This window comes from Flavobacterium sp., assembly GCF_044348915.1.
In the GTDB taxonomy this organism is placed as follows: Bacteria; Bacteroidota; Bacteroidia; order Flavobacteriales; family Flavobacteriaceae; genus Flavobacterium.
The window spans coordinates 1-14942 of sequence record NZ_JBIKRX010000002.1; the positions used below are offsets into that span (position 1 = coordinate 1).

The following is a 14942-nucleotide window of genomic DNA, read 5'->3' on the forward strand; positions in this document are numbered from 1 at the left end:
ATCTAGATAACCTATACCCTAGCCCTGATAGCAGGGGAAATCCTTTGCGGCCGGCGTTCGGCCGCAAAGATTGCAACGAATAGAAGGATAAAGCTCCTTATTATAATCATCCAAGAAATGACAATTATCTAATCAAAACGAATGGCTTTGACCGGGGAAATTTTGGTTATTATATAGGAAGGAATTAATAATACCAGAAAGCAGACTGTAACTGTAAGCAGATTCAAGAGCAATATGTATCCTAAATTGATGTCGACTGGGGCTTGATTGACATAGTAATTTTCGGGATTGAGTTGGATTAGTCCGAAATGCTGCTGGATCATCAACAATGATATACCTATTAGATTTCCCCAAAAGAGTCCTCTTACTATAAGGTAGAAGGCATTGTAAAGAAATATTTTCCGCACTGACCAATTGTTTGCCCCTAAAGCTTTGAGTATCCCTATCATTTGGGTTCGTTCTAGAATGAGCACCAATAAGGCGACTACCATATTGATGGTGGCCACTAAAATCATCACTACTAATATGACGATGATATTCAAATCAAAGAGTTTGAGCCACTCGAATATATAGCTATATTTCTCGATTATGGTTTTGGTGTCGAGTGTCGAGGATGTTTGCTGGTAAACTTGCTCTCCAATGGCTTCGATATTGGTAAAATCACTAGCGAAAACCTCGAAAGCACCAACTTGGTCTGGTTTCCATTTATTGATACGCTGAATGTGACGAATATCTCCTATTATATAGGTAGCGTCGAAGTCTTGAAAGCCTGAATTGAAAATTCCAGTAATTTTGAATCTTCGAATGTTGGGTAATTTATTTTGATCTTCCTTAATGAAGAATGTATTGAAAGTATCTCCAACCTTTAGATTTAAACGGTTTGCAAGCAATTGAGAAATCAATACTTCTTGATTAAGTTCCTTTGAAAAATCAGGCAAATTACCTTCGATGATATACTCCTTTATATAATCCCAATGATAATCCGTACCAACTCCTTTGAGAACAACACCTTCGAAAGCTGTTTCTGTCCTGATTATACCTGCCTTGCTTGCGATGGCCTGAATATGACTTACTCCCGATACTGAACTGAATTTTGGATAAAAGTCTTGATTTTTGGAAATAGGAACCAATGTGACTTCGGATTGGTTGTTGTCGTAATTCGAAATAATGATATGCCCATTGAAGGCGGAGACCTTATCGCGGATTTTCTGCTGCAAGCCAATTCCAGTTGCCACAGAAACAATCATCATAATCATACCAATAGCAATTGCTGATATTGCAATTTTGATAATTGGTGACGATATACTACTTTTATAATCTTTAGCAGTTATAAGTCGTTTGGCTATAAAATATTCTAAATTCAAATTTTTTTCGTTTGCCACAAAGATACATAAAGTTTTTTGCCACAGATTACACAGATTAACACAGATTAACAAAGATTAAAAATAGTATTATGAAATGTATTACCAATCCACAAACATTATTTATTGTTTGCTTTATTTTATTGTCGAATGTAAGCCTTGCAGCTAATAAAGAAAATAGTGATAGACCTCTAAACCATAAATCGCAAGAAATAAAAACCGGGGCTGATAATTTTGCCGCATATCTGCCTTTGCTAAAAAGCAAAAAAATTGGAATTGTAACCAACCAAACCGGAATTCTATCTGATAAAACCCATTTGGTTGATTTCTTGCTTTCGAAAAACATTAATATAAAAACCATTTTCGCGCCAGAACACGGATTTCGCGGAACTGCTGACGCTGGCGAACACGTAGTGGATGGCAAAGACAGCAAAACTGGCTTGCCAATTATTTCGCTATACGGAGATAACAAGAAACCAAAACCCGCGCAATTGGCAGGAATCGATTTAATGGTTTTTGACTTACAAGATGTGGGGCTTCGGTTTTATACTTACATTTCAACTTTGCATTATGTAATGGAGGCCTGCGCTGAAAACAACATTCCAGTCCTAATTCTAGACAGACCCAATCCAAACGGAAACATTATAGATGGTCCAATGCTTGAAAAGGAATATGCTAGTTTTGTTGGAATGCATCCTGTTCCTGTCTTGTACGGAATGACGATCGGAGAATATGGCAAGATGATAAATGGCGAAAAATGGATGAAAAATGGAGTGCAATCGAAGTTAACAGTGATTCCTTGCTTAAATTACAATCGAAAAATGAGCTACAGTTTGCCAGTAAAACCATCACCCAATTTACCCAATGACCAATCTATAAACCTCTATGCTAGTTTGTGCCTTTTCGAAGGAACGAATGTGAGTGTGGGACGAGGAACAGAGAAACAATTCCAAATTTACGGCTCACCTCTTCTGCCAAAAAGTGATTTTAGTTTTGTGCCGAAACCTAATTTTGGGGCTAAAGAGCCGATGCATAAAGACCAAATTTGCAATGGCGAAGATTTGTCGGCTGTGGCCAAAGTAACCCAATTGGAGTTGATATGGATTATGAAAGCCTACAACGAAACTTCGGATAAAACTACATTCTTCAATCCATTTTTTACAAAACTTGCGGGAACCAAACAACTGCAACAACAAATCGAAGCTGGAACTCCAGAAATAGAAATTAGAAAAAGCTGGGAGAACGGTCTGAATGACTTTAAGAAAACTAGAAAAAAATATTTGATTTATTAGTCCTCACCCCAGTCCTCCTCGAAGGAGAGGGAGCCGAAACTGGATAAATTATCGAAAAAAAAATAAAAAATAAATTATAACGACATTTTCTTTTTCATTTCCTCTACAATATTGAAAGCCGCAGGGCAAATAGCTACGTTTTTTAAGGTCAAATCAGAGATTTGCTGAAATTTCTTTCTATCAGTGTGTGGAAATTCACGACAAGCTTTTGGCCGAACATCATAAATAAAACAAGTATTGTCACTATCTAAAAAAGTACAAGGAACGCTTTGCAAAACATAATCTTGATCTTCATCTATACGCAAATATTGATCTATGAATTGTTGTGGTTTTTGTCGTAAATGTTTCGAGATCCTTTCAATGTCGGCTGATGTAAACAATGGCCCAGTGGTTTTGCAACAATTGGCACATTGTAAACAATCGGTTTTCTTGAATTCAGCTTCGTGCAAATCTAGCATCACATAATCCAGATTCTTGGGCGTTTTCTTTTTCAGCTTATCAAAATACTTTTTGGTTTCGTTATGCGTATCTTTGGCAAGTTTTCCGAGTTCGTTTAAATTTGGCTTTAGCATTTTATAAATTTTCTGCTGCAAAGTTAAACATCTTTTATACTCATAAACCCTTACACTTTTAAACTTTTTTATGAAAGACCTTTTCGGAAAAGCCATACTCGATTACCAAACTAACAATTCTCCTGAGGATATAATCACAGAAACTAACATTTCTGAAGAAGATGAAATGAGTGTTGCTTATCTGTTTCGTGCGTACGATGAAATGCCAAAATTGGAACAAAAAGCCTTGCAACTTGCAACAGGAAAAGTTCTTGACGTTGGCTGTGGCGCTGGTAGTCACAGTTTGACTTTACAAAATGACCGACATCTCGATGTGACTTCTATTGATATTTCTCCAAAAGCAATTCAAACCTGTACACTTCGTGGTTTGAAAAAGGCTAGAGTTCAAGATATCCTTGCGTTAGAAAATGAAAAATTCGACACCATTTTAATTTTAATGAATGGAACAGGCATTTTTGGAACATTAGAAGAAACCCCTAACTTTTTACAAAAATTAAAAAGTCTATTACAACCTGGTGGCCAAATTCTCATCGACTCTTCTGATATTATTTATATGTTTGACGATGATGAGTCGGAAGACTCAGACGGCGGAAAATGGATTAGCGGAGAAGGTTATTATGGAGAACTGACTTTTACTGTTTCGTATAAAAACGAAACTGAAGTGTCTTTTCCGTGGCTTTATCTTGATTACAACACTTTACAAAATGCGGCTTTCGCCAATGGTTTGCAATGCGAGTTGATACTTGAAGGCGAACATTATGATTACTTGGCGAGACTTTTTGTTTAGAAAATAGAGAAGAGAACAAAGAAAAAACACAAGAAATTCTATCAATATTTACAACTCAATCAAATCCGTTGTTGCGATTATATCTTGCAAAGCTTTGTACAAAACCTCCAAATCCGCTTGGGAGTTATAAGCGCTTATGGAATATCTCAAAAAATAACTTCCATTCAGAGGCATCACTGGAATTTCGATTTTGTATTTATTGAAAAGCAGGTCCTTCAACGCAACCGCATCTGAAGTTCTAATTGGAATACTCGCCATTTGAGCAAGAAATCCTTCTGTAATTGGGCATAAAGGCTCTGTCCCCAGCAAATCGCAAAAACGTTGATAATTGTTCAGAACAATATCTCTACATGCTTTGGCTTTGGTTTTCCAGTTGTTTTCTTCCAAAAAATCTATAACTTTAGGCGTGCATAAAAATGCTGAAATTTCTCTGGTTCCTTGGTATTCTTGATAATCCAAGAATTGACTTTCGCCAGGATTCACACTTTCGTAACCCCAGCCAACTATTAGTGGATCGAGCATTTCCTGAAAACCTTTTTTTACGTATAAAAAAGAACTGCCTTTTGGAGCCAGCATCCATTTGTGCAAGGTTCCAGTATAAAAATCTGGATTTAATTCTGAAATATTCAACTCTATTTGACCCGGAACGTGCGCGCCGTCGATAATAGTAATCAAACCTAATTCACGTGCTTTACCACAAATTTCTTTAATGGGAAAAATTAACGCTGTCGCACTTGAAATTTGATTAAGGAAAATAATTTTTGTTTTGGCAGTATAGCCACTCCAGAATTCTTCCAAGATTTGTTCTTTAGAAACAACAGGAAGCGAAATATTTTGGCGAATGTATGTGGCTCCTGATCTTTTGCAATAGAAATTCCAAGTTCTGTCCATTGCCCCATATTCGTGGTTGGTACTCAAAATTTCATCGCCTTCTTGCAGATGCAAACTTCGCATTATCGTATTGCTTGCAAATGTTGGATTTGGCGTAAAAAAGAAATCATTGGCATTACATCCGATAAATTTTGCTAATCTTTCTTTGGCAATTTTTAAATATGCTGCCTGTTTTTTTTGAATGAAATAAACGGGTTCTGTTTCCAGTTCCAATTGAAAACGCAGATATTCTTCAAAAATTGGTTTTGGACAAGCACCAAAAGAACCGTGATTCAGGAAAGTAATTGTTGGATCAAGAAGGAAATGGGATTTCATATTTTTGATTTTTGTAAATATAAAAAATCCCAAACAATGTTTGCGAAAAATATCACTTTCCCATTATTGAAATTGGCAAACTGTAAGTGCATCTCACTTTTTGCCCATTTTGTTCTCCCGGCAACCACTTTGGAGAAAGTTCCAAAACTCGAATCGCTTCTTTTCCTGTACCGTAACCTAAGTCTCTAAGAATTTTGATGTCCGTTAAAGAGCCGTCTTTTTCAATTACAAAAGTGATATAAATTTTACCGTTTAATTTCTTTACATCGGGAGTCCTGTAATTTTTTGCAATAAACTTATAAAACTCATCCCTTCCACCAGGAAAATCAGGTTTTACATCTAGTCCTTTTATATCGTAAAGTAGATTATCAGAGGTATTTTTGACCTCTTGGGCAGAAACCATTTGAATTGAAAAAAGGGCAATTGCTAGGAATAAAAAGTTTTTCATATGATTTTTATTTGAGAATTATTTTTTGTGTAAAAACAAAGGGCATCTTTATCACTACACTAAAAGGTGTACCTGCTCGTTTTGCGGGTTCCCATCTTGGAGATTTATTCAAAACTCTTATGATTTCTGAGGCAGATTCAACGTTTGGAAATTCTAAAACCTTGATCTTTTTCAAATCTCCCAATTCTGTAACCGTAAATGAAACAACAATTTTCCCAGCTTTAGAGACAGTCGAATAATTAAATTCTTGATTAATAAATTCATAGAATTTATTAAGATCGCCACCATTAAAGTTTGGATTAGAAACATCTGCACTAGTAACAAGTTCCGTTTCTATTAGGAGCTCGCTTTCTTGAGCAGAAATATTTTGAAAAAAAAAAGAAAATTGTCAGGAAAAAAATTTTTTGCATCCGATTCTTATTTATTATTTAGACTTCCTGGGATATTTATCGGCTGACTTAACTGTTATTGGAAATTGGTAAAGAACTCTAACTGGTACATTGTTTAATTTGGCTGGATTCCATTTTGCGCACATACTCAAAACCTTGAACACCTCTGCTCCAGAGTTATATCCAATATCTTGCAAGACTCTAATATCACTGATACTGCCGTCTTTTTCAATCACAAAAGTGGTTATTATTTTTCCGTTTAGCCCTTCTTGTTCAGGTGCTCTGTAGTTTTTTGCAATAAATTTATAAAAAGCCTCAACTCCACCAGGATATTCAGGTTTAACATCTACTACCTTGTAATCATAAATTGTATCCTTCGACTGGGAAGCTTGTTCTTGAGCAGAAATAAATTGCAAACAAAAAATAGGAATTATTAAAAAAAGAACTCTTTTCATATCAAGGAATATTCAAGTATTTGTGTGTTTGTAAAGATACACGCCATTTTGGATTGTTCATAACATAATCAACTACAAGTGGCGTCATTTCTTCTTTTTTGCTCCACTCAGGTTGGAGGAATAAAATGGCGCTATTGTTGACTCTTTCGGCTTGTTCCTCTGCGAAGATAAAATCGTGCTTGTTGAAAATAATCACTTTCAGCTCGTGGGCTTTGTCGTAGACGGTTTGAGTAGGTAATTTGTTTTTCTTTGGCGAAAGACAAATCCAATCCCATTTTCCAGTAAGTTCATAAGCACCCGAAGTTTCGATATGTACTTTTAGATCATTATTTTTTAACTTTTGTGTCAGCAAACTCATATCCCAAGTCAAAGGTTCGCCTCCGGTGACCACCACTGTATCTGCATATTTACTGGCATTGGCAACAATCAAATCTATACTTGTTGGCGGATGCAATTCGGCATTCCAACTTTCCTTTACATCGCACCAATGACAACCCACATCACAGCCTCCAATTCTAATAAAATAGGCGGCAGTTCCGGTGTGAAATCCTTCTCCTTGAATGGTATAAAACTCTTCCATCAAGGGAAGCATTGCGCCTTTGTTGACTTCTAATTGAATTTCTTTTGATAACATTGTTCTATTTTAATGTGCAAAGATAGTGAATATATAGTGTTGCCTATTCATCATAAAAAAACCGATAGCCTTTTTGAAACTATCGGTCATTATATTGATAAAACAGAAAATTATTATTTCAATTTAGCTAAAGATTCCGTGGCATACGGATTTGTTGGATCTATTGAAAGCGTTTTATTTAGGAACTCTATTGCTTTTGCTTTGTCTGTGTTAGCATAGCTAGCTGCAATGTTATTGTACGACTCTATAACCTTTTTAGCTGTGGTCGGTTTTGCTAATTCCTCAGGACCTTTTTCAGATACTTTTGCAACATAAGTCTCGTAATATTTAATGGTCATTTCATCATTCCCCATCAAACTATTTGTTCTAGCTCTATAAAGGTACGCATCTTGATATGAAGGAGAGGCTACTAAAACCTTTTCAAAAGCAGCGTCAGCTTTTTGCAATTGTGCTGGATCCGGTTTAACATCTTTCTTGTTATTAGCATAATAAATAGCTAGACCATAGTAAATGTTATCGTCTACGTAGTTTTTATATTCTGCATTCGCAGTTCCAAATTCAAAAACTGGTATAGCCTCTTTATAGAATTTTAATGCAAATATCTTTTTACCTACTTCATTAAAGTCTTCAATGATCAACGGCTCAATTTCTATTGCTTTCTTAAGATCATTTAAACCTGCATTGTACAAAGTTGGGTCAACGGACAATCCGTCAGCACTAACCCCTTTTTTGAATTTTGCCGTTCCTAAATACAAATAATCTTTTGCAATGATTTTATTTTCAGGATTTGCAATATAGTTTTCTAACGCTTTTATTGCTCCTTCTGCATTCCCGTTCTCGTAAGCTGAATAACCCAAATAACGGAAGATTCTAGGATTTACCTTATCCATTTCAATCATTTTATTCGCTTCGTCTTCAAGTGCTTTATAGTCTTTTAGCAATACAAGAAAGTCAGCGCGACGCATTCTTGAATGTATAGAACGGTCCGTAAGATTCATGTATTTTTCATAGTTTGAAAAAGCCAATTGCATATATTCAGTAGATTTAGAAGGCTTATTTCTTCCCCATTTGTAATAAGTCTCGGCCAATTCTCTATACACAGGACCGTAACTTGCATTGATTGCAATTACTTCATTAAATGATTTGATCGCTTCATCATAAGATTTTGCGCCTTTTAACAAAACTCCCAATTGCATTTTTGCTCTTAATAAAGTTGGGTCAAATTGAAAAGCATTTCTGTATGCAGCATAGGCCTCATTTTGGTTTTTATCACCATAAAACGCATCTCCCAAGGCCAATTGAACCAAGGCATCATTTGGATTGATGGTTTTGGCTCTATTCAAATATTCGATTGCCTTTTTGTAATTAGGCTTTGTCGAATACGTATAAGCTCTTCCTATCGCTATTAATTCCTCGACATCTTTCTTTTTAGCATCTTTCAACGCCAAAGCAAAGTTTGCTTCAGCCGCAGTTGCATTACCGCTATCCAAATCCATTGTTCCTATACCAATATTATTCAATCGAGCACCATCGGTTCCGGCTAATCCTTTTTGAAAAGAAATTTTCGCAGAATCGTTTACCATCTGTATAAGGTATATGTTTCCAAGCATGAAATTGGCTCTTCCGTCAATAGGATTGGTTTTTAATAATGTCTTTAAAATAGATTTTGCTTTTTCATATTGTTCTGCATCAACCGCTTTTCTAGCTTGGTTAATATCTTGTGCAAATCCAACAGTCATCGATGTTAAAAAAGCTATACTAAAAATCTTAAATGTGTTCATTGTGGTATTATATTAATTTATTTCTTATCACTATTTATCTCACTACTAATATTCAGTTTCCGGCCAGGCATATATGCTGGTAATAACCCAGATTTCAAAACTATTCTTTGACCTATATCTCCTGCTACAAATGAAGCGAACCCCATTCCTAATCCAGAAAAACCTTGTGCGTTGATGATGTACAAATCACGTGCCAAAGGATACTTGCCTTCCGCTATATTGTTTTGACTTGGCGGGTAAAATTTTGCTCCTCCTTTAGCTTTTACACTCAAAGCATTCACTTTGTCAATATACGTTTGCATATTTGGCATCGGCTGAGTTAGCCAATTGATTCCAACAACACCAATCATCCCCTCATTTTCAGCAACAAACTTTATCACTTCGTCGTTAGTCTTAAAAGAATAAACCCCTTCCTTAGGAATATCGTTTACTTCTGCAAGATTCTTCATATAACGCACCGTGCTAGAGTTTGGATTGTCAAAAACCAAGCCTTTTATACTTGGACTTTGTTTCCCTTTCATAAAAGCGATTACAGTCTCTAACTCAACAATCGTATCTTTATTGCTCTTGCTTGAAATAAACGCGATCGCATCAGTGGCAAATTTAGTGATTTTAGGCGTAATTTTCTTTTCAACAAAGATTTTATTTTCGTTAACTGTTAAATTTCTAGTTAAAATTGCAATTCCTGACTTTTCTTTAAACAACGCAACAATAATTTCCGCTTCTGATTTAGGCACGATCTTAATTTTAGCATCATACTTGCTTTCAAAAATAGCTACCTGATCTTCAACTATAGGCACCAAGGTTTCATCCACAAAAATGGATGTAGACCCTTTTAAAATAGATTCCTTGTTGTTATTTGATTTATCTGATTTATTACACATAATAAAACACAGACAAACAAATCCTAAAGTAAAAACCTTGCTAACTTTAAACATATCTACTCATTATTTAAGTTAAAAATCCTAAAAAACCGTATAAACGAATATACAATTAAAACCACTCCAAATGCAATTCGATAGCGAAATTCCATTGTTATTGGCATCGTTTTCCAAAAAATGAAAATCAATCCAAAAACGAGATAAGCTAGAAAAACCGTTAAGCCTATAACGAGAAGAAACCGCTCTTTCGGCGATTTCTCCTGAAAATTTTTTATAAAATTTTTAAACATTATTCCGCAGATTGAATGCTAATAGGTAAACTGAATGTACATCTTACTTTTTTACCATTTTGTTCTCCAGGAGTCCATTTCGGACACTTGTTTAAAACACGTATAGCTTCTTTTCCAGTTCCATAACCAATATCTCTAAGAACTTTGATATCTGTTAATGATCCGTCTTTCTCAACTACAAATGTTACATAAACTTTTCCTTTAAGACCTTCCTCTTCTGGTGTTTGATAATTCTTTGCAATGAATTGAGTGAATTTCTCCATTCCTCCAGGGAAATCTGGTTTAACCTCGATTCCAGCTGTGTTATACACCGTGTTGTCTTCTTCAACAACTGCGGCTACTCCTGTTCCAACTGGCTCAACAGTTAATTCAGCATCTGGATCACCTTTTATAGTTTCTTTACCGATGTTTTTATCTTTAAGATCTTTTACAACAGCAATCTCTTCAACAACCTCATCCGCTTTGGCAACCACAGGTTTCACAAATTTCACTTGATCCACTTTTGGCGGTGGTGGCGGTGGTGGTGGAAGATTTTCTTTTGGCTTCTCCTTTTTAGGAGGCATCTTTACTGCCGTTATTTTTGTATCTAAGGTATTATCCTCTTGTCTGTCTGGAATCATACGCATAAGCGTAGGAACACTAACCAAAAGAGCAAAAAGGATTGTTCCGATGATAAAAGCTCTAACTGTACTCTTCGTAATTGATTTTCTTAAATCGTAAGCACCATAAGCTTTATTACGCCCTTCGAAAACAATTTCAAGCCAATTATTATTTAATAAATCTAATTTCATATTTCTTAATTATTAGGTTATTGGGTTCATAAGATTAAATCATCTTACTTTCCTTCTAACAATTTTGCTTCTTCAGGTGTAAATTCATTAACAATTGCATAGGTCGGAACATCTACAATTGCCATCTCATCAAGTATGTCTACTAAATTTTTGTAAGTACATTTCTTACTTGGTTTAATAATCACAATCATCCCGTTTTTAGGTTTGCCTTTGGCAGCAGAATAAGCTTGTACTTTCGCTTTTCTGTCGATTAGCTCAGCACGAATTCCTTCTTTACCATAAGTAAAATCTTTAGGAGCTCCACCAGCCACTGGCGTTGCAAGTAAACCAACGAAACGAACCAATTTGTTATCTTTTCCTAACAAAATAGTCACCGTACGATTCTCATCTACCTTTATATCAGCTTGTGGTTCATTATCTTTCTCTTTATCTGGCAACCCCAAATTCATCGCTTGAGGTTTAGACAAGGTCGTAGTAAGCATAAAGAAGGTAATCAATAAGAAGGCCAAATCCACCATAGCAGTTAAATCTACTTTAGAGTTTTGTTTTTTACTCCTTACCTTTTTGTCTCCTTTTTTGCCACCACCGTCGCCTGTATTTAATTCAGCCATTTTAGTGTATTTTTTTTAATTAAAAATTCTTTCCTCTTAACCCCGTAACTAAACTAAAGCTATTGATTCCTTGATCTTGTAAAATATCCATTACCTTTTTGATAGAAGGATATTCCTCTTTTGCATCCCCTTTTATGGCTATTTGCAATTCTTTGTCATTCACTTCAATATTTGCAATACGAGCATTATAAACCCATTCTTTCAACTGATTGTCAAGCGAATCTGTTGGCACACCTGGCTGACCTGCTTTACTACGTTCAGCAGTTGCCATTGCAATAAGTTGTTTCAAATTCAGAACCGGCACTCCAATTCCTTCCATCAAGGCAAATTTCGATTTTTCATCTTCAGTAAATTCAACACCATATTTTTGACCCATCAATTCAAGAGTTTTTACACGAACTTCTCTTCCTTTCAAATCAAAAAACACTTTTCCTTTACCAATGGTCAGTGTAGCCAAATCCGTTTCAGGGACTTTGGTCTGTACGGTAGATTGTGGCGTATCCACAGGCAGTGCTTCTGGAATTTTGGCCGTTGCGGTCAAAATAAAGAAGGTCAGCAAAAGGAATGCCACATCACACATAGCCGTCATATCAATAGACGTTGCTTTTTTTTGCGTTTTTACAGCCATTAATTTTATCTTTAAATTATTAGGGAATTAGCGTATTAATTGAATAACGCTAATTCCATAAAAATTATTATTATTTAGTTTGTGTACCTCTGAAATGTCTGTAGGTATTCACGATTGTGTTACCAGCCTCATCGATAGAATACGTTAAAGTATCGATTTTTGAAGTAAATAAGTTGTAAGTAACAATTGCTAAAGCAGAAGTAGAGATACCTGTTGCTGTATTGATAAGAGCTTCAGAAATACCATTTGCCAACATCGCTTGGTCAGGAGTTCCTGAACTTGCCAATGCACCAAACGCTTTAATCATACCTGTTACAGTTCCTAATAATCCTGCAAGAGTTCCAAGAGAAACTAAAGTAGAAAGAATAGTCATATGTTTTTCTAACATTGGCATTTCAAGTGAAGTTGATTCTTCAATTTCTTTGTGAAGAGTTTCGGCAGCAGTTTCGCTATCAAGTCCTTCTTTTTTCACTTCTTGATATTTAACTAATGCAGATCTAATTGGATTTGCAACTGAACCTTGTTGTTTGTCACAAGCAGCAATTGCACCATCGATATCTCCTGCTTTGATGCTTTTTTGAACCTCTGCCATAAATTTATCAAGATTTCCTTTTCCAGCAGCTTTAGATATTACAGCATAACGCTCGAATGAGAAAACGATTACCATCAATAATAATCCCATAAGAACCGGTACAATAGGACCTCCTTTGTACACCATTGCTAAATAGTTTCCTGGAAGTGGATGCCCTGTATTTACTCCTCCTTCAAAATTTGCTCCATCACCCATAATGAATTGCCAAATTATCCATCCTGCAAAAATACATAGTGCAATAATGATTAATGAAATACTTCCTCCTAAACCTGCACCTTTTTCTTTTTTAACGTTTGCCATTTTTTTTAATTTTAATAGTTTTAATAATTTATTTTTTTTGTTATAAAAAACTTTGTTGAGGAGCAAATTTAATTTTTTAGTTTAAATAAAAAAACTTTTTTTGTGTTAATTTCATTAATTTAAAATTAGCAATACGATAAGGACGATTTTCCGATTTATATAAAAATCAAATACTTTGCGAAAATTAGATTTATTACAAAAAGATAAACACTGTTTTATGACATTTAGACACAATATTTCAACACATTTATAGATTTATAAAAGGCAAATTTTTAGGGTTTTATTAAAATACAATTCAATTAAAATAAATAATTTTTACTTTATTGCTCAAAAAAAATAATAACTTGCAATTGTTTTAAAATCAAAACCATCATGAACAGAATAAAAGATTTCAAAAAACTGATAAATGAAGGCTATCTTTCTAAAGGAGACAGCATAATTCTTGGAGGTGCAATTCTTGACGGCGAAGCCCTTGGTGATGCACCAATAAAAATTCCTTTAAAAACGCTTAATCGACACGGATTAATCGCTGGAGCCACTGGAACCGGAAAAACCAAAACGATTCAAGTATTATCCGAACAATTGTCCTCTTTTGGAATCCCTGTATTGATGATGGACATCAAAGGTGACTTTAGTGGCATTGCCAAAGAAGGTGAAGAAAAATCATTTATCAAAGAACGTCACGCAAAAATCAATATTCCATACAAAGTGGCTGCTTTTCCTGTAGAATTAATGTCTTTATCCGAGCAAAGTGGGGTGAGACTCCGTTCTACGGTCTCGGAATTTGGACCAGTATTATTTTCTAGAATTCTCGATTTGAATGATACTCAAGCTGGAGTTGTTTCGGTGATATTCAAATATTGTGACGATAATAAAATGCCGCTTTTGGACTTGAAAGATTTCAAAAAGGTAATCAATTACATTACCGAAGAAGGAAAAGCAGAAATTGAAGAAAATTATGGTAAAATTTCAACCTCGACAACTGGTACCATACTTAGAAAAATAATCGAATTAGAACAACAAGGAGCCGATTTATTTTTTGGAGAAATGTCTTTTGATATCAACGATTTAATGCGGTTTGACGAAAATGGAAAAGGGTACGTAAACATCATCCGCTTGACAGATATTCAAGATAAGCCAAAACTGTTTTCTACATTTATGTTGAGTTTATTGGCTGAAATATACCAACAAATGCCTGAAAAAGGCGACGCCGACCAACCAGAATTGGTGCTGTTTATAGACGAAGCCCATTTGATATTCAAAGAAGCGAGCAAAACCTTGTTGGATCAAATTGAAACCATTGTAAAACTAATTCGTTCCAAAGGGATTGGCGTTTATTTTATCACACAAAACCCGATGGATGTTCCTAGTGGTGTTTTAGCTCAATTGGGATTGAAAATTCAACATGCATTGAGAGCCTTTACGGCCAATGACAGGCAAGCCATCAAGCAAACGGCAGACAATTATCCAACATCTGATTTTTACAAAACGGATGAATTATTGACCAGTCTTGGCATTGGCGAAGCCTTGGTCACCGCCTTAAACGAAAAAGGAATTCCAACCCCTCTAGCCGCAACAATGATGCGAGCACCAGAAAGCAGAATGGATGTTTTAACGGAAAGTGAAATACAGGAAATCAATGCTAAATCAAAGTTAGTCAGGAAATATTCTGAACTTATAGACCGAGAAAGCGCTTATGAAATGCTGAATAAAAAAATTGCTGTTGTAGAAGAAGAAGCTGCTCAACAAGAGGAAGCAAAAACAGCTGAAAAAAAAGCTACTTCAGAGCCAAGTACCGCCACTGTTGTTGGAAAATCAGTCCTTAAAGTATTGACAAGTGCTACATTTATTCGTGGAGCGTTTAGTATATTAAGCAAAATCATGAGGAAATGATTTTAATGTCAAAGTCAATTACAATTATTTT

General features: G+C 35.3%; 16 protein-coding genes. 4 read left to right on the forward strand and 12 right to left on the reverse strand.

Features of this window, described 5'->3' with window-relative positions; genetic code table 11:
- Window positions 1-128: 128 nt before the first annotated feature.
- Window positions 129-1364 (reverse strand): ABC transporter permease, encoded by a 1236-nt coding sequence (locus ACIQ1E_RS00540; RefSeq protein WP_396167883.1) that lies wholly within the window; start codon window positions 1362-1364, stop codon window positions 129-131.
- A gap of 89 nt (window positions 1365-1453) precedes the next feature.
- On the opposite strand from ACIQ1E_RS00540, the gene ACIQ1E_RS00545 reads away from it, so the two are divergent.
- Window positions 1454-2653: an exo-beta-N-acetylmuramidase NamZ domain-containing protein gene (locus tag ACIQ1E_RS00545; protein ID WP_396167738.1), complete on the forward strand. Its 1200-nt coding sequence runs from the start codon at window positions 1454-1456 to the stop codon at window positions 2651-2653.
- A 74-nt stretch (window positions 2654-2727) separates the two neighbouring features.
- Here ACIQ1E_RS00545 and ACIQ1E_RS00550 read toward each other — a convergent pair whose 3' ends face one another.
- Complete coding sequence (locus ACIQ1E_RS00550) at window positions 2728-3225, reverse strand: YkgJ family cysteine cluster protein (RefSeq protein ID WP_396167740.1); 498 nt, start codon at window positions 3223-3225, stop codon at window positions 2728-2730.
- 70 nt (window positions 3226-3295) lie between these two features.
- Here ACIQ1E_RS00550 and ACIQ1E_RS00555 point away from each other — a divergent pair, with 70 nt between their 5' ends.
- Window positions 3296-4012 carry a class I SAM-dependent methyltransferase gene (locus ACIQ1E_RS00555; protein ID WP_396167741.1) on the forward strand — a complete coding sequence of 239 codons (717 nt, stop codon included), beginning with the start codon at window positions 3296-3298 and terminating at the stop codon, window positions 4010-4012.
- A gap of 48 nt (window positions 4013-4060) precedes the next feature.
- Here ACIQ1E_RS00555 and ACIQ1E_RS00560 read toward each other — a convergent pair whose 3' ends face one another.
- Both ACIQ1E_RS00560 and ACIQ1E_RS00565 read right to left on the reverse strand, forming a co-directional pair.
- Entirely contained in the window at window positions 4061-5218 is a 1158-nt protein-coding gene (locus tag ACIQ1E_RS00560) for an aminotransferase class V-fold PLP-dependent enzyme (RefSeq protein ID WP_396167743.1), read from the reverse strand.
- 52 nt (window positions 5219-5270) lie between these two features.
- Window positions 5271-5666 carry an energy transducer TonB gene (locus tag ACIQ1E_RS00565; protein ID WP_396167745.1) on the reverse strand — a complete coding sequence of 132 codons (396 nt, stop codon included), beginning with the start codon at window positions 5664-5666 and terminating at the stop codon, window positions 5271-5273.
- Between the two features lie 11 nt (window positions 5667-5677).
- On the opposite strand from ACIQ1E_RS00565, the gene ACIQ1E_RS00570 reads away from it, so the two are divergent.
- Window positions 5678-5905, forward strand: a complete 228-nt coding sequence (locus ACIQ1E_RS00570) for a hypothetical protein (RefSeq protein ID WP_396167747.1) — start codon at window positions 5678-5680, stop codon at window positions 5903-5905.
- Window positions 5906-6090: 185 nt separating this feature from the next.
- On the opposite strand, the gene ACIQ1E_RS00575 is transcribed toward ACIQ1E_RS00570, so the two are convergent.
- From ACIQ1E_RS00575 to ACIQ1E_RS00610, 8 genes are all read right to left on the reverse strand, one after another.
- On the reverse strand, window positions 6091-6510 hold the full coding sequence (locus tag ACIQ1E_RS00575; protein WP_396167748.1) for an energy transducer TonB: 420 nt from the start codon (window positions 6508-6510) through the stop codon (window positions 6091-6093).
- A 1-nt stretch (window position 6511) separates the two neighbouring features.
- Window positions 6512-7144 (reverse strand): 7-carboxy-7-deazaguanine synthase QueE, encoded by a 633-nt coding sequence (locus ACIQ1E_RS00580; protein WP_396167750.1) that lies wholly within the window; start codon window positions 7142-7144, stop codon window positions 6512-6514.
- Window positions 7145-7257: 113 nt separating this feature from the next.
- Window positions 7258-8925: a tetratricopeptide repeat protein gene (locus ACIQ1E_RS00585; protein ID WP_396167753.1), complete on the reverse strand. Its 1668-nt coding sequence runs from the start codon at window positions 8923-8925 to the stop codon at window positions 7258-7260.
- 17 nt (window positions 8926-8942) lie between these two features.
- A complete protein-coding gene (locus ACIQ1E_RS00590; RefSeq protein ID WP_396167756.1) occupies window positions 8943-9809 on the reverse strand; it encodes a PstS family phosphate ABC transporter substrate-binding protein in 867 nt (288 codons plus the stop codon).
- Window positions 9810-10095: 286 nt separating this feature from the next.
- Window positions 10096-10887 carry an energy transducer TonB gene (locus ACIQ1E_RS00595; RefSeq protein ID WP_396167758.1) on the reverse strand — a complete coding sequence of 264 codons (792 nt, stop codon included), beginning with the start codon at window positions 10885-10887 and terminating at the stop codon, window positions 10096-10098.
- Window positions 10888-10931: 44 nt separating this feature from the next.
- Entirely contained in the window at window positions 10932-11498 is a 567-nt protein-coding gene (locus ACIQ1E_RS00600) for an ExbD/TolR family protein (RefSeq protein ID WP_396167760.1), read from the reverse strand.
- Window positions 11499-11517: 19 nt separating this feature from the next.
- Complete coding sequence (locus ACIQ1E_RS00605; RefSeq protein WP_396167762.1) at window positions 11518-12126, reverse strand: ExbD/TolR family protein; 609 nt, start codon at window positions 12124-12126, stop codon at window positions 11518-11520.
- A 70-nt stretch (window positions 12127-12196) separates the two neighbouring features.
- The gene (locus ACIQ1E_RS00610; RefSeq protein WP_396167763.1) at window positions 12197-13018 is read right to left on the reverse strand and encodes a MotA/TolQ/ExbB proton channel family protein; all 822 of its coding nucleotides are present in this window, start codon (window positions 13016-13018) and stop codon (window positions 12197-12199) included.
- 372 nt (window positions 13019-13390) lie between these two features.
- Between ACIQ1E_RS00610 and ACIQ1E_RS00615 the strand changes: the two genes are divergently transcribed.
- The gene (locus ACIQ1E_RS00615; RefSeq protein WP_396167765.1) at window positions 13391-14911 is read left to right on the forward strand and encodes a helicase HerA-like domain-containing protein; all 1521 of its coding nucleotides are present in this window, start codon (window positions 13391-13393) and stop codon (window positions 14909-14911) included.
- Window positions 14912-14942 lie beyond the last annotated feature (31 nt).

Excerpts from the sequence above, each read along its gene's own strand:
- ACIQ1E_RS00545 (WP_396167738.1), top strand. The coding sequence starts at position 1,454 with ATGAAATGTATTACCAATCCACAAACATTATTTATTGTTTGCTTTATT.
- ACIQ1E_RS00550 (WP_396167740.1), bottom strand. The coding sequence starts at position 3,225 with ATGCTAAAGCCAAATTTAAACGAACTCGGAAAACTTGCCAAAGATACG.
- ACIQ1E_RS00555 (WP_396167741.1), top strand. The coding sequence starts at position 3,296 with ATGAAAGACCTTTTCGGAAAAGCCATACTCGATTACCAAACTAACAAT.
- ACIQ1E_RS00560 (WP_396167743.1), bottom strand. The coding sequence starts at position 5,218 with ATGAAATCCCATTTCCTTCTTGATCCAACAATTACTTTCCTGAATCAC.
- ACIQ1E_RS00565 (WP_396167745.1), bottom strand. The coding sequence starts at position 5,666 with ATGAAAAACTTTTTATTCCTAGCAATTGCCCTTTTTTCAATTCAAATG.
- ACIQ1E_RS00575 (WP_396167748.1), bottom strand. The coding sequence starts at position 6,510 with ATGAAAAGAGTTCTTTTTTTAATAATTCCTATTTTTTGTTTGCAATTT.
- ACIQ1E_RS00580 (WP_396167750.1), bottom strand. The coding sequence starts at position 7,144 with ATGTTATCAAAAGAAATTCAATTAGAAGTCAACAAAGGCGCAATGCTT.
- ACIQ1E_RS00585 (WP_396167753.1), bottom strand. The coding sequence starts at position 8,925 with ATGAACACATTTAAGATTTTTAGTATAGCTTTTTTAACATCGATGACT.
- ACIQ1E_RS00590 (WP_396167756.1), bottom strand. The coding sequence starts at position 9,809 with ATGTGTAATAAATCAGATAAATCAAATAACAACAAGGAATCTATTTTA.
- ACIQ1E_RS00595 (WP_396167758.1), bottom strand. The coding sequence starts at position 10,887 with ATGAAATTAGATTTATTAAATAATAATTGGCTTGAAATTGTTTTCGAA.
- ACIQ1E_RS00600 (WP_396167760.1), bottom strand. The coding sequence starts at position 11,498 with ATGGCTGAATTAAATACAGGCGACGGTGGTGGCAAAAAAGGAGACAAA.
- ACIQ1E_RS00605 (WP_396167762.1), bottom strand. The coding sequence starts at position 12,126 with ATGGCTGTAAAAACGCAAAAAAAAGCAACGTCTATTGATATGACGGCT.
- ACIQ1E_RS00610 (WP_396167763.1), bottom strand. The coding sequence starts at position 13,018 with ATGGCAAACGTTAAAAAAGAAAAAGGTGCAGGTTTAGGAGGAAGTATT.
- ACIQ1E_RS00615 (WP_396167765.1), top strand. The coding sequence starts at position 13,391 with ATGAACAGAATAAAAGATTTCAAAAAACTGATAAATGAAGGCTATCTT.